Genomic DNA, 18,099 nt, shown 5'->3' with positions numbered 1-18,099 from the left:
TTTAGTATGAAAGAACTAATCGAACTTCCAGTAGAAGGTTTAACTCCAGCGATGCAAGCCAGTCTCCTCAGAGAATTGATCAAACAGCTTAATATACCTAATGAGAAATTTGAAGAATGTGCAAAAAAACCTCCAACTGCTGAGGAACGAAAAGAGGCTGTGCTAAGGTTGAATTCGGAAATTAACAGAGTCAGTGAAATAGTGCAAGGTGAAGCAAAAGTAAACTCTACAGAAATTAAACCTATCACTTTTGTTAATCAAGTTAATCAAGTTAATCAAGAGTCATCTTCACAAGCCGAAGCAAGCCAGTCCACAGGAAAGACAATTGAATCAGAGGTTATAAAAAAAACCACAAATAAAAATGACGACAATAATAGCAACCCAGTAGAAGAGAGTCCAGAAGATAGAGTACAATCTCTTACCGCCGATTCCCAAATTAGACAGTTTGTTATTCCTGTAATTTTAAACCGTTTAGATATATTTGGAAAATCAGATAAAGAAACACAAAGTATTATTTATAAAAGTGAAGAATATACTGCAAGTCTAAAATTAGAAGAAGATTCACAAACTCTTAGCCTTGATAGAAATTTGCCTGATTCTAAACAAAGTCGAGAAGCACTCTTGGCATCTCATGACAATAACTCAGAAGAGTACTCTATCACCATTAATAATCTCACCAAAGAGGAATTTGAACGTTTCAAGACTCTGTTCAATGAGCAACAAGCACGCCGCGAACAGAGTCAAAAACAATTCAAAAACCAGGATTCTGCTAAAGAGCTAGATTAAATCAACCCAAACCACACGCCATACATAAAAGCTATAAATCCAAAAATCAGCTTTTTATTAAAACTCAGTGGAGTCTTGGGACAAATAACAACCGCAACAGCAAAATAGTAAAAAGACGCAGTAAAGTCAAACAAACTCGTCGGGTTAACAGGCAATCTGCCTAACCCGACCAAACATAGCATCCCCATTAAAGACCAAACAACAATCTTTTCTATCCATGCTAAAAGTTTATCGCCTTTCATAAAAAATTATCTATTCCTCCATAATTCGCTGATAACTATTAAAACCAGTAGTGATAAATAAAATCATCTAGTCAATATATTGCTTAATGAAAACTACACAAACTACCCAATCACTTTGTAAAGTTTTTACGAATAATAGTAAAAACTTTAAATAAGCTAATTAATTTATAGTAATTGTAAAGATTAAGAAATCTAAAAAAGGTAAGTGTTATAAGTATTATTATCAGGGACAATACCAATACCAAACCAAAAAAGCATATAATATGAAACCTATTAATGTTGTCATCATTGAAAATGAGAACATATCTAGGATTGGCGCGGCAACAATATTATCTGAAACTGGTACAATCCAAGTCTGCGGCGTTGCCAAATACGGAAAACAAGGAATAGAAATTGTTGACAAAGAAAAGCCAGATATCGTAATTATAAATATTGATTTACCTGATATCGATGGCATTGATGTAATAAGCACAATTAAATCCAAGCACGCATCAATTAGAATTGTGGTTATGACTGCAAATAGCAGCCGAGATACCATTAACGCGGCAATTAGTAATGGCGCAGACTGCTACTACTGTAAAAATAGCCTTAGAGAAGAAGTAGGAGAAAGATTCGTTGAAGCAGTAATGGCTGCGTACAATAACGAATCATGGATTGACCCAACTATTAATCGTATTCTGATTGATAGTCTCAGGTCAAATGACACACCCGATAGAAACACATTAGATTTGTTAAGTGATTTCTCTAATAAAGAAATCACAGTTCTTCAATTAGCTGCCGGAGGCATGAAAAATAATGAAATTGCCAATGTAATGTATGTTTCAGAAGGTACAGTAAGGTCATATCTACATAATTCATTTATCAAACTAGGAGTCAAAGATAGGTTAAACGCTATCCGCGAAGCAATCCGCCTGGGAATCCTCAGCTTTACAGACATGAAAATCGAAGAAGAAGTTACTCAAGAAACCCACACAAGAGTCAAAACCAACCAAAAAAGTCAAAAAGATACAGCTAAAACGAGTAATAAGGGATATAAAGGCTGGGTTGCTTAGAAAATTAATCAACTGCAATTATGCAGCCACCTGAATATTTCTTCTGCTGGCGGCAAGTTTTAATGATGGCGGCGTTTTTAACATAAATACTACGCGCTACCTTACCTTCATTGGATTTAGCCCAATCCAGAAGCTTTTTATCTTCGGGTTGTAAGATGGCAGATCCAGAAGCCGCCTGCTGAAAAGTTACACTTCCAGCAATAGTATTGTGTGTAAAAACACCAATTGCAGTCCCTAAAGCCAGTACAAAACCTAATACCCCCGCCACTTGTGCCAATCGCCAATTACTTACATCCAAGTGAGGCAAAGCCCCGCCAGCTTGCTTAGTCATCTTAACCAGATCCTTCGCCGCTTCTGCGATCGCACTCTTTTGTTGTTGTATTGCCACTTTAGAAGCACTATTAAGCTTATCGTCTACCATGTCAGTCCAACCCACCACGAGCGAGTCAAGCCTACCTGGTAGCTGCTGCAACGCAAACTGAGTTGTACCCAGTTCCGCATATAGGTTAAACAAGGGATCATCAGGCCGAATACCCAATTTCAGTATCCAATCAGTAACCTCTGCTTTTTTTTCTTCAGAATATTCTGCAACAACTTTTTCAACAACTTTTGCAATATTAGTCATAGGTTGTTTTTAAACAGTCAATTTAAAGTCTCACTTTCAATTTGGTAAAGCAAATAATTACCATTTCTCAGATTCAACATCTTCAGTTACATCAAGATTGGAAGGACTTTGTTTATTTGCACCTACAGAAGCTAATTCTGCACAGTTCATACTCAACCCTAGATAATTAGAAGCTATTTCATTAGAAACAATAGAGTTATGAAAATTCTCCATCCAGTTGAATACTATCGAACGCTGAATAGTATTAAGAGGAGAGTTAGTTTCAATCAGTTGAGTATAAGGTAAACTAGTATCCTCAAGCAACTGGTAAAAGTCATTATGCAATCCACCTAAAACTAGTTCCAAGCCGTTTAATTTTTTAATATCAGCTTGGAATTCACTACCCTCATAGTATCGAAATTGCTTGCCAAAGTAATGATTTTTGATAACAACATAGTCAACCTGACTACCAAAATGCTGGTATAAATCCTGAAGATAATCTTCAACACAGTCTTTACGGTATGATATCGGGTGCAAGAAAGTAACACGATATCCTAGACAGTTCAGATTTTCTATCAGTGAAACATCTTTATCAAAAAACTTAAATTCTCGGAGGTTTTGACCTGGCATATCAGTCAAAATAACTTCAATTTTCGGAAACATTTCTAAGTCGAGTAATAACCTATCAGAATCACCCCTAGAGAATCCCAAATGGTTTATCTCAAAGCGTTGTGTTTGATACATCGATAGTTTATTACGATGCCCGTGGTAGAAAACACGCACATTGAGTTTATTTTTCAAGTACAACTCTAGCAAGAGCCTAGAAGCTGTGGACTTACCAACACGGGCATCACCTGATGTAATTACAAAACGCTTTCTAAACATAATAAACTAAGCAAACTACTAAATTAAGCAGCTATATTTTCAGATTGTAAATTTGAATCTTGATTTTTAGCTTTTTCTTTTTCTTCATTTTCTCTAAGCTCCTTAGACTTTTCAACAACTGCTGCATAGTAACAATCATCTGGTTGTATATCAAAGCCAAATAAATTAAATGCTGGGTTAATTTGCGCTTCAAACTCAGCAAGCCAAGATTTAATTCTCGACTTAATCACAATATTTGTTCCTTTATGAGTCTGACCTTCATTAAATGTCAGAGCATGGCGGTCAATAAAGTCGTAGGATTTATAGAATAAATCTGGCATCACAAGTTCTACCAGACCTTCTGCAAGCATATTTTGACGCAGAAAAGCATCATTATAACGCTCAAATTTTTCTTCTTCACCATGAAATAAGTTCTTGACGACAATATAATCTACTTGATCTTTACAAAGTTCACGCAGTTTTTCTAGAACATTTATGGAATCAAGAACCCTACTAATCACTGAAACCATCGTAACTTGACAATTAATATCGGTTTTAAGCACTTCAAAAAATGAAAGCTCTTTGACATAACTTTCAAAGAAACCTCCCGATTGTGCTGGTAAGTCTAATAGCGTAATAGGACAATCACTCTCATCTAAATTTATTAATAAATCGTCAGCACCACCTCTATGGAAAATATCAATGTAACGTATTATCGGTCGGTAGTCTTTTTTGAAATATCTTTCTAACTGAGGATTTCTTAAGTCAGCTTCATAAGTAACACAGGGTAAATTTTTATTAATGTACAGTTGAAATAGCGCTCGTGCAAAGGTGCTTTTTCCCACGCCACCTTTATCACCTGTAACAATTATTAACCGCTTTTGAGGTTTATTATCAGTGTTTAGCAAAATATTACTATTGGTTGTATTATCATTAAACATGAGTTTTTCACCCTTATTGGTTCTATTTTTAGACATAATAATCCTCTACAAAGCAAATACACTTTGTTGATGTAAATCGAAATTTTTAAACCTTATATTGAAGAAAAGAATTCATTTATAAGAAGTGGCAACTATTTGATAAAAGTAACATTTAACGATAAAAATAGTTGATTATACAGGTTCCAGCAAACCACTTAAAATGACTGTTCCCTCCATCAATCCTGCCAGAGTAAATAATCATAGCTCTCCTAGACCTCGTTTGATAAATTAATACTAAAAAACACCTAAAACACCTGATACAACTAGGTTTCGCTAAAATAGAATCAAAGATTTAATAAAAATATGCTTTCTGATTCTTGAATCCCCTACTATGTAAGGACTTAACCTGATATCAAGTATTAATTTTCTATAACTATAGCAATCCGAATTGAGGCGTGAGAAAATACTGAGATTAAAAGTACGTATTTTAAAGCCTTTCAGCGATTTTCTCTCTCACGAAGGATTTAGGATTGCTATAGTCTAGGAGAGCCATAATCATAAGTATACTTATACAAAAACCTTATGCCTACATCAATTCTAAAATGCTCATATACTTGCCCTGAAAATTAGCTATATGAGGAAGCCAATAAATACTCACTATTCAATGATCCCTGACTACTTTTTTTTACATAGGTTGCTTATATTATGTAAGCTCTAACTTAAAAAGCCAATCAACAAAATTTCAATATTTAACCAACATTTGTTGATTTATAAATTAGTAATAAATTTCATGTAGCTTGCTTAAACTATAGCAATCCTAAATCATTCGTGAGAAAATACTGAAAAGGGAAATGAGTGATTTTCAGAACTATTGTACGGAGTATGGTAATGTGGATGCAATCGCTATCGGAGTTTATTGAAAATAGCCAAGACAAGCGGGAAGTTCAAAGGGCGATCGCAGTCAAAATGTTGCTTGAAGGATACACTCATGTTGCCATTCAATCGATACTGGGGGTTTCATCAGGATTCATCAGTAAGTGGAAGAAAGTATTTTTTACTTCAGGAGTAGAAGGATTAAAGCTTGCTTACAAAGGAAGTCAAGGATTTCTAAATCCACAACAGCGTGCGTGTATCCTTGAATGGCTCAAAACAAAAGATAAGTGGAATTTGAGCGAACTAGAGTACGAGATAGCATCTTCGTATGGGGTGGTGTTTGAGTCGAAACAGAGCTACTACGACTTATTTGATGCAGCCCGGATTAGTTGGAAGAAAACTCAAGCTTACAATCCCAAGCATGACGAAGAACTAGTAACATCAAAAAAAAAGAACTCTGTGGGTTACTGGAAGCGAGACGTTGTGAAATCGAGTCAGGAAAGTTAGTGGTGTTCATGGTTGATGAATGCCATTTGTTATGGGGGGATGTGTGTGGTTATGTATGGGGTCAGTCCTCTCAAAGAGTAACCGTTCCAGTTGTCAACTCTCGGAGTAAGCAAACATATTTTGGTGGACTAGACTATAAAACAAAGGAGTTTTTCACCTACAAAGCAAAAACCGCAAACTCTGAAACGACAATAGGGTTTTTAGAATACCTTCGCTCACAACGAGAGGGAGCAAAACTTTTAATTATTTGGGACGGTGCCAGTTACCACCGTTCACAGCAAATCCAAGAGTATTTAGATTCTTTGAATCGTCAGCTTGAAAAAGAAGAATGGTTGATAACTTGTGAACGATTTGCCCCAAATGCTCCACAACAAAATCCTGTCGAAGATATTTGGTTACAAGCAAAAAAGTTAATTCGAGAATTTTATTTTTTCTGTCATTCTTTCTCTGTTGTTAAAGGTTTATTTGAGTTGGCTATTGATGGTCAAATTTTTGACTTCCCTAAACTGTATGAGTATGGTATTTTCTCACAAATCATTTAGGATTGCTATAGTGTTAATAATATGTTAGTATATTTAATTAATATATTATTAACCTTGCAAAAGCTAATTTATACTATTCTTAAAATTTGGTTTATCTTCTTATCAAAATAAAGTTTAGCTGTACCTGAGACAGACGATTTAATTAAGAGTATTAAAGCTAAGTATTTAAAATCAGAACAATCAGAATCGAAAGAAATAAAAGTAGTTATTCAAAAAATAAATAGTGGATTATCTGAGATGACTTTAGCTAATGCTAGTAGGGAACAACTTCAATCTTTACAAGGAATTTTGGAGCAGAAATTAAATGAAGTTGGTAAGTTAATTGGATAAAACTTTTTTATTATTTTGAGTATGGTAGTCAAGGTAAGCGCATCTCAAATGTTATTGACAAGCCGGTTTAGACTCCTCGTCAAGCTGAGGTAAAAGTCGCGTAGCCATTGTTACTTAGTTGTTAACAGAATTTTCCTTCATCAAACTCAAAGCTGACTTCTAATTTTCTTCGCAGCTCACTCGATAATACTTCTCCAACCATTACAACAAGCCTTTTTAAACTGGAGTCAAGTAAGTCTGCCGTCTTAAAGACTCTAACACTGCATAGGCAAAGCGATCTAGTATTTCACCAGATCGCAAATGCATTTCTCGTTTGCGGATTTGTAGCAGTTGGCGATGTACCTATCGATTCAAAGTCCACAACGTCATGCATAAAGGTAATGGCTGACCGTTCCTTGAGCGCTGAATTTTATTGTTGAAGATTCTATAGCTGGACTAATCGCTTCTCTATCTCCTACTCATATTGTGTAATACTTAGTAGTCGTTCTGAGAAATTCCATGTATTACGTGGATGATTGGCATGATTTTGTCTCGTAATACATGGTGTGGCATAAATTTTAATTATTTTGCAACGTACCTGTCAGCGATTATAGATACTTACGCCATAGCTTTCGCCATTTGACGGCAAGAATCCGCACAGCGACGGCAAGATTCGGCACAGCGTTTACAGTGGTCGCTATCGTGTTTCTCGCACTCACTGGCACAGCGATCGCAAGCTTCAGCACAGACTCCGCATATCTGAGCATGGAGAGGCGAATTGCGAGACATAAAACGAGCACACAGAGCGCAAGTATCAGCACAGTCTCGGCACAACTTAATGCATTGAGCCATCATCTGTGCCATGTTGCCACTTAAACAGGCATCGGCACAGTTTTCGCAATCGCGTAGGCAATCAAAGCAAGCCTCTATGCAAGTTTCAAGCAAGGATTGGTGAGATTGGGCTGTCGTCATAATTATACCTCCGATTTAAAGTCGTCAATTTCACATGAGGCAGTATTTATGCCTCTTCGTGATCACATTAAAAAACTATCAATATGTTTGCGTCTACCTAATGGCACAAGAAATATTTATTACTAATGACATAAGGGAATTTCATACTAATTTTATTTGAGTATGCATAACTATTTTTAAATTAGAATTCCAAGGATTTCATATTAATTTCATCACTGTGTGGAAAGCTAAAAATATAGGGAAATATAGTGTTCTTAAAAACTGAGTTAATAATTTATGAACTTTGATTATGACCTCTTTGTAATTGGCGCAGGGCCTGGAGGTGTTGCTGCCGCTAGACAATCTGCTGCTCATGGTGCTCGTGTATTAATGACTTTGTTGGCGAATTCAAAAGCTCCTGTATGAAGAGAGATTTAAGTATAGATTTAGTAGCTTTTTATTCAATATTCAATTGGGTGATAAAATTCGATAAAGCTTTTTTAGCTGCTTTGTAACCAGGAGCTTGTTTACCTAAATGCAATTGTGCTAATACATGCTCGCTGAGTGCTTCTAAATCAGGAGAATAAGTGTTTGGCTGCTGCTCTAATGCAGTTAGGCGATCGCTAAGGTGTTGTTGAGTTGCTAGACTGTCTGCTAGACGTGTTTCTAATTGAGTCAAACGGAAATAAAGAGATGATAGAACTTCTGGTATCGATTCCAACTTAGAATCATTGCTAGACAAAGCTTTTTTCAAAGCTTGAATAATAAAGTCGGTTTGAGTAACGTTGTCCGTTTTGCACTTAGCTTGTATAGCAGCTAAAAAATTTTCATCAAGCCGAAAATTTACTTGAACCCGCTTCTTATCCTCCATGACTTTTCTCTCTAGTCTAGCTTGTGTCTATCATAAATGAGTCTAGTTATTTGATAGACAAATGTGTTAAAAGTCTTATCATTCCATTGATAGACGTTTGTTAGATAAAAGCGGTGGTGGTTCAATAAAATTAAAGTGAACAAAATCAGGGTGTAGAACGTAACGATGTCACTCCAACCGGAACCAGGCTTCCCAATTCCAGAAGAAACTACCCGCGTAGCTAAGGCTTCATTTCCAAAAGAAAACATATATATCAGAATGCGGGACGAATTAGGGATATTTTATTCTGATGAAGCATTTACTGATTTATTTCCTCGGCGTGGACAACCAGCTATAGCACCAGCCCGTCTAGCTTTAGTGACTGTGATGCAGTATGCTGAGGGTTTAACTGATAGACAAGCCGCAGATGCAGTTAGAAGTCGAATCGATTGGAAGTATGCTTTAGGGTTAGAATTAACCGACTCTGGTTTTGATTTTTCAGTTTTAAGCGAGTTTCGTTCTCGGTTAATCGACGGGTCACAAGAAAGACAATTACTAGATTTAATGCTTTCTCGTTTTGTGGAGAAAGGACTGCTAAAATCTCCAAAACAACAACGTACTGACTCTACTCACATAATAGCTGCTATCCGGACTTTGAGCCGTTTAGAAAATATAGGTGAAACTCTACGCTATGCTTTGAATACATTAGCATCTGTAGCGCCAAATTGGTTACAGACAATAGTTCCTAACTCGGAATGGTATGAACGTTATGGCAGAAAGTTTGAGGACTCTCGCCTCCCTTCTAATGGAGAAGAACGCACATCATTAGCTGTAAGAATTGGTGCTGATGGTTTCTATATATTAGATGCAATTTGGTCTGAGTTAGCCCCTAATTGGTTACGTCAAATCGAAGCTGTAGAGATTCTCAGACTGGTTTGGATACAACAATTTTCTGTTGAAAATGATCTAGTTAAATTACGGTCAGCCGACGAGATTCCCCCACCATCCATTATCATTAACTCTCCATATGATCTGGATGCCAGAAGAGGAAATAAACGTACAACTATATGGACTGGTTATAAAGTTCACTTAAGTGAAACTTGCGATGACGATGCACCTCACTTAATTAGCTATGTAGAAACTAAGCCTACTAGTGATAGAGACCATCAAGTTCTTGATGAACTTCATCAGAATTTAGCTAAACAAGGTATAATACCTGAAAAACATTTAGTGGATACTGCATATATAGATGCTCAATTACTTGTAGATTCTAGCCAGAAATATAACGTCGATTTAGTTGGTCCTGCCCCTGGTGATTCACAATGGCAATCACGCGCTCAAAAGGGTTTTGGTTTGGCAGATTTTGAAATAGATTGGTCACAACAAGTTGTACGCTGCCCTCATGATAAGCTGTCTAGCTCTTGGACAAATCGTTTAAATCTTTATTCTCAACCAGTTGTTGTAGCCAGGTTTAAAAAATCTGATTGTCACAATTGTCCATCACGTCTAGATTGTACTAAAGATAAAACCGGAGTCAGAACCTTAACTTTACGTCCTCAAGAATTGCACGAAGCTCTAAATGAAGCAAGAGCGCGGCAACAAACGCCTGAATTTCAAGAGCAGTATGCAAAACGATCTGGTGTTGAAGGAACTATTTCTCAAGCCACAAGAGTGTTTGGGTTGCGTAGATGTCGTTATCGGGGTTTTGAAAAAACTAGGCTACAACATATAATCACGGCTGCTGCCATGAATTTGGTTAGGGTTTGGCAGTGGTGGACGCAAGCTAATAACTTTGGCAAGAGTATTTCTCGTTTCGCAGCACTAGCTGTCTAAATTCGACTTCAAAAAATTCGCCAACAAAGTCATTAATTTCCGAACGCGACCAGGTAGGTGGCACATGTGTAATTCATGGCTGTATTCCAGAGAAACTGATGGCATATGCTGCTAGTTTTTCACACGTTTTTGAAGATGCCGACGAATATGGTTGGGATAAAGTAAGTGACCGCATTGACTGGCATAAATTTATGACAGCTAAAGATCGAGCAATCCAACATTTGAACAAATTGCATATTCAGCATCTTCAAGAAGCAGGGGTAAGCCTAATTTACGGAGAGACAAGATTTTTAGATTCTCATACTTTGGATGTTGGGGGACACCAGATTACTGCCAATAAAATATTGATTGCTGTAGGTGGAGAAGCTGTAAAACCCGAAATTCCAGGAATTGAATATGCTATTACCACACGTCAGATGTTTGAAATCAAGCAGCAACCGCAGCATATTGCGATTATTGGTAGTGACCAGATAGCAGTGAAGTTTGCTGGAAGCCTAAATGGGTTGATTTCAAAGGTTACTTTAATAGTACCGGAAGACCGTATTTTACCAGGTCGAGATGAAGATATTAGAACTACAGTTCAAGAAAGTATGATGAATAATGGCATTCAAATTTTCTGCAATACTGTTGTCGAAAAAATTGAAAAAGTTCAAGATAGTTTACTTTTGAGTTTATTAGGAAATGAACAAGATAGTATAACTGTAAATACCGTTCTTAGCGCCATAGCTCGAGTTCCTAATTTAAGTGGTCTTAATTTAGAAAAAGCGGGTGTTCAAGTCAAACAAGGAGCGATCGCAGTAGATGAATACAGCTGTACTACTCAGGCTAATATTTTTGCTGTTGGAGATTGCACTGACCGACCTCATTGGACTCCTGTCGCCATTGCCACAGGTCGTGCCTTTGCTGACACTGTGTTTGGTAATCAGCCCCGAACTGTGAATTTAGAGTGCATTCCCTCAGCACTTTCTTCTCGACCGGAAGCGGCTACGGTTGGCTTGACTGAAGCTAAAGCACGCGAAAAATTTGGAGAATCAATACGCTGTTATTCCCAAAGGTTTCAACCTCTTTTCGACACGATTGCTGAACCGGAACAGAAAACTCTGATTAAATTAGTAGTTGATAGCAAATCAGACAGGGTACTCGGCGCTCATATGGTTGGTGAGTATGCTGCCGAGATTATTCAATGTCTTGGACTTGCTATTCGCACAGGTATCACTAAAAAAGATTTTGATGCAACAATTGGTATTCATCCTTCAGCTGCGGAAGAGTTTTTTACCTTGCGCTAATTTTTGCTACTGACAAGAGTATATAGGATTTCTATTTGATTTCTGAAAATCCAGATTAGTCCAAAGCTCGGTTAACAAAGCCTAGAGGTTTAGTATACCTACCAAGATTCAAACCTGATTTTTATATCCAGCTAATACTCCTTAATGAAAGACGCTTTTTAATAACTGGCTTGCTGTAAATTCAAAGGTAAATATGCGCTCCAAATCAATTTTATGGATAGCTTTATTGACACTAACTCTAGGATTAGTGCTAATAACGCCACGCTTGGGAGTAAGTCAAAATTCACCTAATTCTATTGAGAGCATTCCCAATTCTATTGCTCAAAGCCCCCCTGTATCTCAGCCTGCGGGCAACTCAAATATGTCCAGCATGAATATGTCTGGTATGAATGAGGCAAACTTCAAAAGTTCTGCTTGGATTGATACTGTTTTGATTGTTTGGTTTAGTCTGACAGTCCTCTCAGTGGTTTATGTAGCTTGGGATGCGTTTACTAGTAATCCTGAACTAACAGTAATGAAGTGGGGATGGTTGTTAGTGACTCTTTACACAGGAGTAATTGGTGCGGCACTGTACATTCTGTCTTGTAAAGAACCAGCTCCAATGCAGCATGAGGAGTTTGTCAAACCATTGTGGAAACAGACTGTTGGTTCGACAATTCACTGTTTAGCTGGTGATGCAACGGGAATTATCGTTGCTGCCGCAATTACCATGACCCTTGGACTACCCATGTGGCTTGATGTGATTTCTGAGTATTTTTTTGGCTTTGCATTTGGGCTGTTTGTTTTTCAATCTTTGTTTATGAAAGATATGCTGGGTGGTTCATATCTCAAAGCCGTCCGGCGTTCTTTTATGCCGGAATGGCTTTCAATGAATGCGGTGATGGCAGGAATGATTCCAGTGATGGTGATCCTGATGAGCCATGATATGACAGCGATGGAGCCAACCTCAATTCGATTTTGGGGTGTGATGTCTTTGGCAACTGTAGTAGGATTTGTAGTTGCCTTTCCCGTCAATATGTGGCTCGTTGCTGTTGGTCTAAAGCATGGCATGGGAACCGCCCGGGCATTAGGTAAAGGTGGTCACAGTTTAGCTGCTGAAAGAGAACAAATTACAGCAACTTCCGATAAAGTGCCTGCATCCAATGCTGATACAGACCAAATTATGGAAGGAATGTAACCATGAAAACCCGTCGAAATGTAGATATGAATTCTTCTACTGCCGATTCGCACGCGGGTATGTCAATGAAACCCAAAGCTACGCGATCGCAACTTCTAGCAGTGACGCTGTTAACACTATTAGCCTTAGCATTTGGTGTTTTCATTGCCGCACTCTACGGCAACTTTACCATGAGTGCTAGGAATATGCAGCCTGAGTCAATGCCGGGAATGAATATGGGCAACCAATCCATGCCTGGGATGAATATGAATAACGACAACAAATCCATGCCTGGGATGAATATGGGCGGTACGAAATCTCCGACTCCAATATCATCGCTACCGTCTGCACCCATGAGTAGCGTCACTCAAATGAATGGTTTAGTCATGCCCCCAGGAATGATTATGACCTCTGATATGAGCATGGAAGCAATGGAAGACATGGCAGCAGTAGACTTGACAAAGATAGCCTACGCTGCTCCCGTTGATGCACGAGGGGATGAGACTCTAACGCCCAAGCTAGAGAATGGTGTGAAGGTCTTTAACCTTGATGCTTCTTTGATCTCATAAAGGCGAGTGCAGTATAGCTGCTGGTCGTTATCAAATCCTTACAACTACCTGGCAAGAAAAAGTTAAAAAGTACCACAAATTCTCCAAGTCTCTAAGTATAGCTCCTGAGAGTTTCGAGCCACAAATACAAGATGAGGTAGTATATGCATGGCTCAGTGACCATCATGCTTGGAGAGCAGATATTACAACTCTTTTGAAGCAGAAAAAACTTAATCAGGTTTTACAGATATTGTCCGGTACTTGGACAAGCTTAGCCCTCTTTTATCACTTTTGCCAGAGAATAATCTGGGATACTTACAGCATAAGGCTTTTACCAAAAAAGCTTGATTTGGGGCATTCTATTAGAAAATAAACGCTCAAATACTCGTTATACATACAGTTGAAAATTCGGCTCTGATTTTTCTTTTCTCAGAGTGACAAAACAGGGTTAGGATATGGTACAGAAAATAATCAAGTCACGCCTTTGCTATCACAGGTTTATCAGCGAGTCTTAACAGAGGAATTGACATTAACAAAAACAACAGAAGAACTTAGCAAAAAAGAAGCAAGATAATAATTAGAAAAAAAGAACAAAGATAGCTTGGATCAGGTAAAGTAATGAGTTAATAATTTATGTACCTTTATTCACTTTATGAAACTGCGCTGTTGTTACCAATGGTGTTTTTTGTACCTGTATTTCTAATAATTCGGGTATGGTTACAAACCTATAACCACGCTGTTTGAGTGAAGCGATAATTTGTGGTAAAGCCTTAACAGTGCGTGAGCGATCGCCCCCACCATCATGCATCAGTACTATACCACCAGGTTTAGCGTCCTTTAACACATTATTGACGAGTCTGGATACTGGAGGACGACGATAGTCGATCGAGTCATCTGACCACATGAGAACAGCGTAATTATTCTTTTGAGCGTAATCAGCTACACCATTGTTGAGGATGCCATAAGGCGGACGAAACAGAAAAGTTTTTACCCCCATAGTTTGGTAAATAGCTGTTGCGGTGGACTCAATCTCACGCGCAGCAACAGATAGGCTCATCTTTCGATACCAGTGATGCCACGTATGGTTTCCAATCGCGTGACCATTGGCTACCTCTAGCTTGGCAATCTGAGGGAAATAATGCACCATCTCCCCCACGCAGAAGAATGTTGCCTTAATATTTTGTTGCTTCAGTATTTCTAACACCTGTTGTGTGTATTTAGGTGCGGGACCATCATCAAAAGTTAGCGCGATAACTTTATCTGGTTTATTCAGTTGTGCCTGTTTAATAATTTTTCCCTGAAACTCATTAGGGACTGTAAAGATGTGGCTGTTTACTTGTGCAACACTGGCTTTATCGGATACCGAACTATGCTGATTGCTCACAGCGCTGGCACTGAGTTGTTCTGGTTTTTTGACTAATTTTTGATGGTCTGAGCGTTCTGAAAACCAAAATCTTCCGAAACTAAAGTCGCATAGGACTGCGACTAGCGGGATGAATACTATTCCTCCAATCAATAATTTCAGCTTTACCATATTAGATTTCCTTGTATTTACCCTAAACGCAAATTATTTTAAATTACGTTACTTCCATAGCATAATTATTTGCCATATTTATAGCAGGAGGCAGGAGGCAGGAGGTAAAACTATTACTGTTCCTAGCATTCACGCTTGTCATTATGTCCTAACCTATGTGACTACGGCTATAAACTCTGAAGCTAAGGTCGGCAAATCAAAGCGGGGTGTCACAAAAGAATTAGAAGATTGTAGTAATGTACTACAATCTTCTAATTTCTTGTAGCTAGTCTTTGCTAAGAGCAGGAACCTTTAATTTCATCCTGATTTCATCTTCGGCTGTCAAACTATGTAGTAAGTACAACAGTTGCATTGCAAGCAACCAGTTACCTAGATGATTTTATTACTTAAGCAAAAAATAAATCACCTAAAGGGTTGACTCTCCAGCCAACTGGAGATTTCAAAATGAAATCAGAAAACATTTAGATAATCCCTATGCAACTTTCTACTCTGAAAAACAGCTTTTTGTCATTGACCTTACTAGCGATCGCCTCTGTTCCCAGCGGCTTGTTAACAGCCTGTTCTACAACTACTTCCCAAAACCAAGCATCAAACCCTACTACCACCGCCACTGATACTAGCGACAAGCAACCTATGAATCATGGTGGTGGCATGAACCACAACATGACAATGGATTTAGGTTCAGCCGATGCTAATTATGATTTGCGGTTTATTGACGCAATGATTCCGCACCATCAAGGGGCGGTAGAAATGGCAAAACAAGCGCTGGAGAAATCAAAACGTCCTGAAATTAAAAAGCTGGCTTCGGAAATTATCAAAGCTCAAGATCAAGAAATCGCCCAGTTGAAACAATGGCGCACAGCTTGGTATCCCTCTGCAAGCAGTACCCCAGTCGCTTATGATGCGAAAACAGGTAAAACAGTCCCAATGCCTGAAGAACAGATGCAAGGCATGATGATGAATATGGACTTAGGAGCCGCCGATACTGAGTTTGACTTGCGGTTCATAAATGCAATGATTCCCCATCATGAAAGTGCAATTACAATGGCTCAAGATGCATTGAGTAAATCTAAGCGTTCTGAGATCAAGAAATTAGCTCAAAGTATCATTGATTCACAGCAAGCAGAGATTAACCAAATGAAACAGTGGCGAAAAGCTTGGTATAACCAGTGAGTCCTCTTAAAGTAGGCGGTGAGTCCATTGCTCTTGGTAGGGTTTACCTCCGTAACTGGTAAGTCCAGTCCTGTTTGGTTTTGCAGAACCCGCAGGGTAGAGGGTAAACCCGCCGTAAGGAACTGGCGAAGCGTGAGTACTCGAGCGTCACCCGAAGGGTAAGCAAAAGTATCTATGTGAAGCAAGCAAGTATGCAATGCCAATAGATAGGAAACACTTGCTCTATTGAACTCCATTTATGTTTAGAGTGATGTGATTCTGAGAGCGGTCAAAGCTCGATTTCATCCTAATTTCATTTCTAAATGAAAGACTAGTAAAAGAGTGTATTTCTAAAACTTAAAAGCACTTTTGACCGTTGGCAATTTCTTCCGTCCCATACTCAAGGACTTTTAGTAGCGATGTCTAATTCTCTACGCTCCCAAACACCTACAGCTATTCGTTATGTTTCTGGCACATTCCTGAGCCTGCTGTTATTAGCAAGTCCCGCAGTTGTTCTGGCTCATGGTGGACATGGAGACGAATTTCAAGGAGGAAGTGAAGCCACTTCAACTAATAATTCTATTCAGGTTGATGCCGACACAGCCAAACGGTTAGGGATTAAAGTCGAGCCTGTCCAACGTCAAAAGTTAGCCATTGGCATTAAAACCACTGGACAAATAGAGACTCTTCCCAGCCAAAAAGTAGAAGTGACTACCCCAATTGCTGGGGCGAAAGTGGTTGAATTGTTGGTGGAACCAGGTGCATCAGTAAAGCAAGGTCAACCTGTCGCCGTTGTAACCAGCCCAGATTTAGTGACATTGCGTGTGGAATCTCAGGACAAATTAGCACAAGGTCAAGCAGATTTACAGCTGGCGGAAGCTGACTTGAGGCTGGCTCAACAAAATTACCAAAGATATCAACAAATAGCCGACTCTGAAATTGCCCAAGCACAGAGTCAAGTTGACTTTGCTCAAGAAAAGTACAACAAAGACAAACAGTTAGCCACTGAAGGTGCTTTACCGCGACGCAATGCCTTAGAATCTCAAACCCAGTTAGCACAGGCAAAAGCCGAACTTACCAAAGCTAACAGCCGTCGGGAGGTTATCGGAGCAGAAAATCAACTCAAACGCGCTCAAGCATCAGTTCAACTAGCAAAGTCAAATATAAATCGCAGTAATACTAGTTATCAAACTCGACTTGCTCAACTAGGAAATCAACCCAATTCTAAAGGACTAGTGACAGTAACTGCTCCTATCTCTGGTAAGGTTGCTGATAGAGAAGTGACTATTGGTCAAACTTTTAATGATGCGGGTGGCAAATTGATGACGATTGTCAACGATAGTCGGCTTTTTGCTACAGCTAACATATATGAAAAAGATTTAAGCAAGGTAAGAACTGGTCAGAGAATTAGTTTAAAAGTAGCCAGTATGCTTGATCGTACATTTTCAGGACGAATTTCCCGGATTGGAACGGTGGTAGAAGGAGAAACACGAATTGTACCAGTACAAGCAGAGGTAAATAACTCTCTTCGGCAACTCAAACCAGGAATGTTTGCAGAGCTAGAAGTCTTAACAGACCAAACATCCTCTGCTATTTCAGCTATTCCTACCTCAGCAGTGGTTGACGCGAATGGTAAGAAAGTTGTTTACGTGCAAAATGGTAATGCTTACCAAACAGTTGAAGTGACTTTAGGGCAAACCTCTGGAGATATGGTTGAGGTTAAGAGTGGCTTATTTGAGGGCGATATGATTGTCACTCAACGCGCACCACAACTTTATGCACAATCATTGCGGGGTGGTACTAAGCCAACAGGTGAGACAAAAGAAGCTCCTGCACAAGCGACTGAAGTTAAAACGCCCAGCTTCCCAGTACCGTTGTGGTTGCTAGGAGCAGGTGGAGGAACTGCAATAGCTGCTGTAGGTTTCATGGCGGGCCGTCGCAGCAAGCCTCAACTAGTTCCAGTAGAGGCAGAACTTGCCTATGATGTACCAGAAGATTCTATTAATGGTTCTACAAACTCAGATGATAACCACCGCGCGCCTCATGAAGAACCAAAAGTCATAATCATCAGTAAAAATACCCAACAATAA

Annotated in this window: 17 protein-coding genes; 10 read left to right on the top strand and 7 right to left on the bottom strand. The window is 38.8% G+C overall.

Annotated features, from left to right (window positions below):
* Nucleotides 1–6 precede the first annotated feature (6 nt).
* Entirely contained in the window at nt 7–786 is a 780-nt protein-coding gene (locus tag LC586_RS11400; protein WP_229484649.1) for a hypothetical protein, read from the top strand.
* On the opposite strand, the gene LC586_RS11395 is transcribed toward LC586_RS11400, so the two are convergent.
* Entirely contained in the window at nt 783–1,028 is a 246-nt protein-coding gene (locus LC586_RS11395) for a hypothetical protein (protein WP_229484648.1), read from the bottom strand. The two genes, LC586_RS11400 and LC586_RS11395, sit on opposite strands and share 4 nt — an antisense overlap.
* Before the next feature lie 263 nt (nt 1,029–1,291).
* On the opposite strand from LC586_RS11395, the gene LC586_RS11390 reads away from it, so the two are divergent.
* Nucleotides 1,292–2,080 carry a response regulator gene (locus LC586_RS11390; RefSeq protein ID WP_229484647.1) on the top strand — a complete coding sequence of 263 codons (789 nt, stop codon included), beginning with the start codon at nt 1,292–1,294 and terminating at the stop codon, nt 2,078–2,080.
* A 4-nt stretch (nt 2,081–2,084) separates the two neighbouring features.
* Here LC586_RS11390 and LC586_RS11385 read toward each other — a convergent pair whose 3' ends face one another.
* From LC586_RS11385 to LC586_RS11375, 3 genes are read right to left on the bottom strand one after another with little or no spacing between them, the layout of a single operon-like run.
* Nucleotides 2,085–2,705 carry a DUF6753 family protein gene (locus tag LC586_RS11385; RefSeq protein ID WP_229484646.1) on the bottom strand — a complete coding sequence of 207 codons (621 nt, stop codon included), beginning with the start codon at nt 2,703–2,705 and terminating at the stop codon, nt 2,085–2,087.
* A gap of 57 nt (nt 2,706–2,762) precedes the next feature.
* Complete coding sequence (locus LC586_RS11380; protein ID WP_229484645.1) at nt 2,763–3,569, bottom strand: hypothetical protein; 807 nt, start codon at nt 3,567–3,569, stop codon at nt 2,763–2,765.
* A 23-nt stretch (nt 3,570–3,592) separates the two neighbouring features.
* Complete coding sequence (locus tag LC586_RS11375; RefSeq protein ID WP_229484644.1) at nt 3,593–4,525, bottom strand: P-loop NTPase family protein; 933 nt, start codon at nt 4,523–4,525, stop codon at nt 3,593–3,595.
* 837 nt (nt 4,526–5,362) lie between these two features.
* Here LC586_RS11375 and LC586_RS11370 point away from each other — a divergent pair.
* Nucleotides 5,363–6,390 (top strand): IS630 family transposase gene (locus LC586_RS11370; RefSeq protein WP_229484673.1). Its coding sequence is split into 2 segments (ribosomal slippage): nt 5,363–5,783 and nt 5,783–6,390, totalling 1,029 coding nucleotides; the frame shifts between segments, so codons are not numbered across the junction.
* A 927-nt stretch (nt 6,391–7,317) separates the two neighbouring features.
* Here the strand turns inward: LC586_RS11370 and LC586_RS11365 are convergent.
* Nucleotides 7,318–7,671 (bottom strand): four-helix bundle copper-binding protein, encoded by a 354-nt coding sequence (locus LC586_RS11365; RefSeq protein WP_229484643.1) that lies wholly within the window; start codon nt 7,669–7,671, stop codon nt 7,318–7,320.
* A 276-nt stretch (nt 7,672–7,947) separates the two neighbouring features.
* On the opposite strand from LC586_RS11365, the gene LC586_RS11360 reads away from it, so the two are divergent.
* Nucleotides 7,948–8,076 carry an FAD-dependent oxidoreductase gene (locus LC586_RS11360; protein WP_229484674.1) on the top strand — a complete coding sequence of 43 codons (129 nt, stop codon included), beginning with the start codon at nt 7,948–7,950 and terminating at the stop codon, nt 8,074–8,076.
* Nucleotides 8,077–8,107: 31 nt separating this feature from the next.
* Here the strand turns inward: LC586_RS11360 and LC586_RS11355 are convergent, their stop codons facing one another.
* On the bottom strand, nt 8,108–8,521 hold the full coding sequence (locus tag LC586_RS11355; RefSeq protein WP_229484642.1) for a hypothetical protein: 414 nt from the start codon (nt 8,519–8,521) through the stop codon (nt 8,108–8,110).
* 165 nt (nt 8,522–8,686) lie between these two features.
* Between LC586_RS11355 and LC586_RS11350 the strand changes: the two genes are divergently transcribed.
* The 4 genes from LC586_RS11350 to LC586_RS11335 all read left to right on the top strand — a co-directional run bounded on the left by LC586_RS11350 (nt 8,687) and on the right by LC586_RS11335 (nt 13,344).
* A complete protein-coding gene (locus tag LC586_RS11350) occupies nt 8,687–10,333 on the top strand; it encodes an IS1182 family transposase (RefSeq protein WP_229484641.1) in 1,647 nt (548 codons plus the stop codon).
* A 35-nt stretch (nt 10,334–10,368) separates the two neighbouring features.
* Nucleotides 10,369–11,619, top strand: a complete 1,251-nt coding sequence (locus LC586_RS11345) for an FAD-dependent oxidoreductase (protein ID WP_309143373.1) — start codon at nt 10,369–10,371, stop codon at nt 11,617–11,619.
* A gap of 193 nt (nt 11,620–11,812) precedes the next feature.
* Nucleotides 11,813–12,796: a DUF4396 domain-containing protein gene (locus LC586_RS11340; protein WP_229484639.1), complete on the top strand. Its 984-nt coding sequence runs from the start codon at nt 11,813–11,815 to the stop codon at nt 12,794–12,796.
* A gap of 2 nt (nt 12,797–12,798) precedes the next feature.
* Nucleotides 12,799–13,344 (top strand): hypothetical protein, encoded by a 546-nt coding sequence (locus LC586_RS11335; protein WP_229484638.1) that lies wholly within the window; start codon nt 12,799–12,801, stop codon nt 13,342–13,344.
* Between the two features lie 610 nt (nt 13,345–13,954).
* Here the strand turns inward: LC586_RS11335 and LC586_RS11325 are convergent.
* Nucleotides 13,955–14,857 carry a polysaccharide deacetylase family protein gene (locus LC586_RS11325; RefSeq protein ID WP_229484637.1) on the bottom strand — a complete coding sequence of 301 codons (903 nt, stop codon included), beginning with the start codon at nt 14,855–14,857 and terminating at the stop codon, nt 13,955–13,957.
* A gap of 474 nt (nt 14,858–15,331) precedes the next feature.
* On the opposite strand from LC586_RS11325, the gene LC586_RS11320 reads away from it, so the two are divergent.
* Nucleotides 15,332–16,030 carry a DUF305 domain-containing protein gene (locus LC586_RS11320; protein WP_229484636.1) on the top strand — a complete coding sequence of 233 codons (699 nt, stop codon included), beginning with the start codon at nt 15,332–15,334 and terminating at the stop codon, nt 16,028–16,030.
* A gap of 398 nt (nt 16,031–16,428) precedes the next feature.
* Nucleotides 16,429–18,099, top strand: coding sequence for an efflux RND transporter periplasmic adaptor subunit (locus LC586_RS11315; RefSeq protein WP_229484635.1), 1,671 nt, complete (start codon nt 16,429–16,431; stop codon nt 18,097–18,099).

The organism is Nostoc favosum CHAB5714, from assembly GCF_020829495.1.
Taxonomy (GTDB): Bacteria; Cyanobacteriota; Cyanobacteriia; order Cyanobacteriales; family Nostocaceae; genus Nostoc; species Nostoc favosum.
The sequence above is the reverse complement of the archived record's forward strand: the minus strand, read 5'-3'. Positions and strand labels throughout refer to the sequence as shown.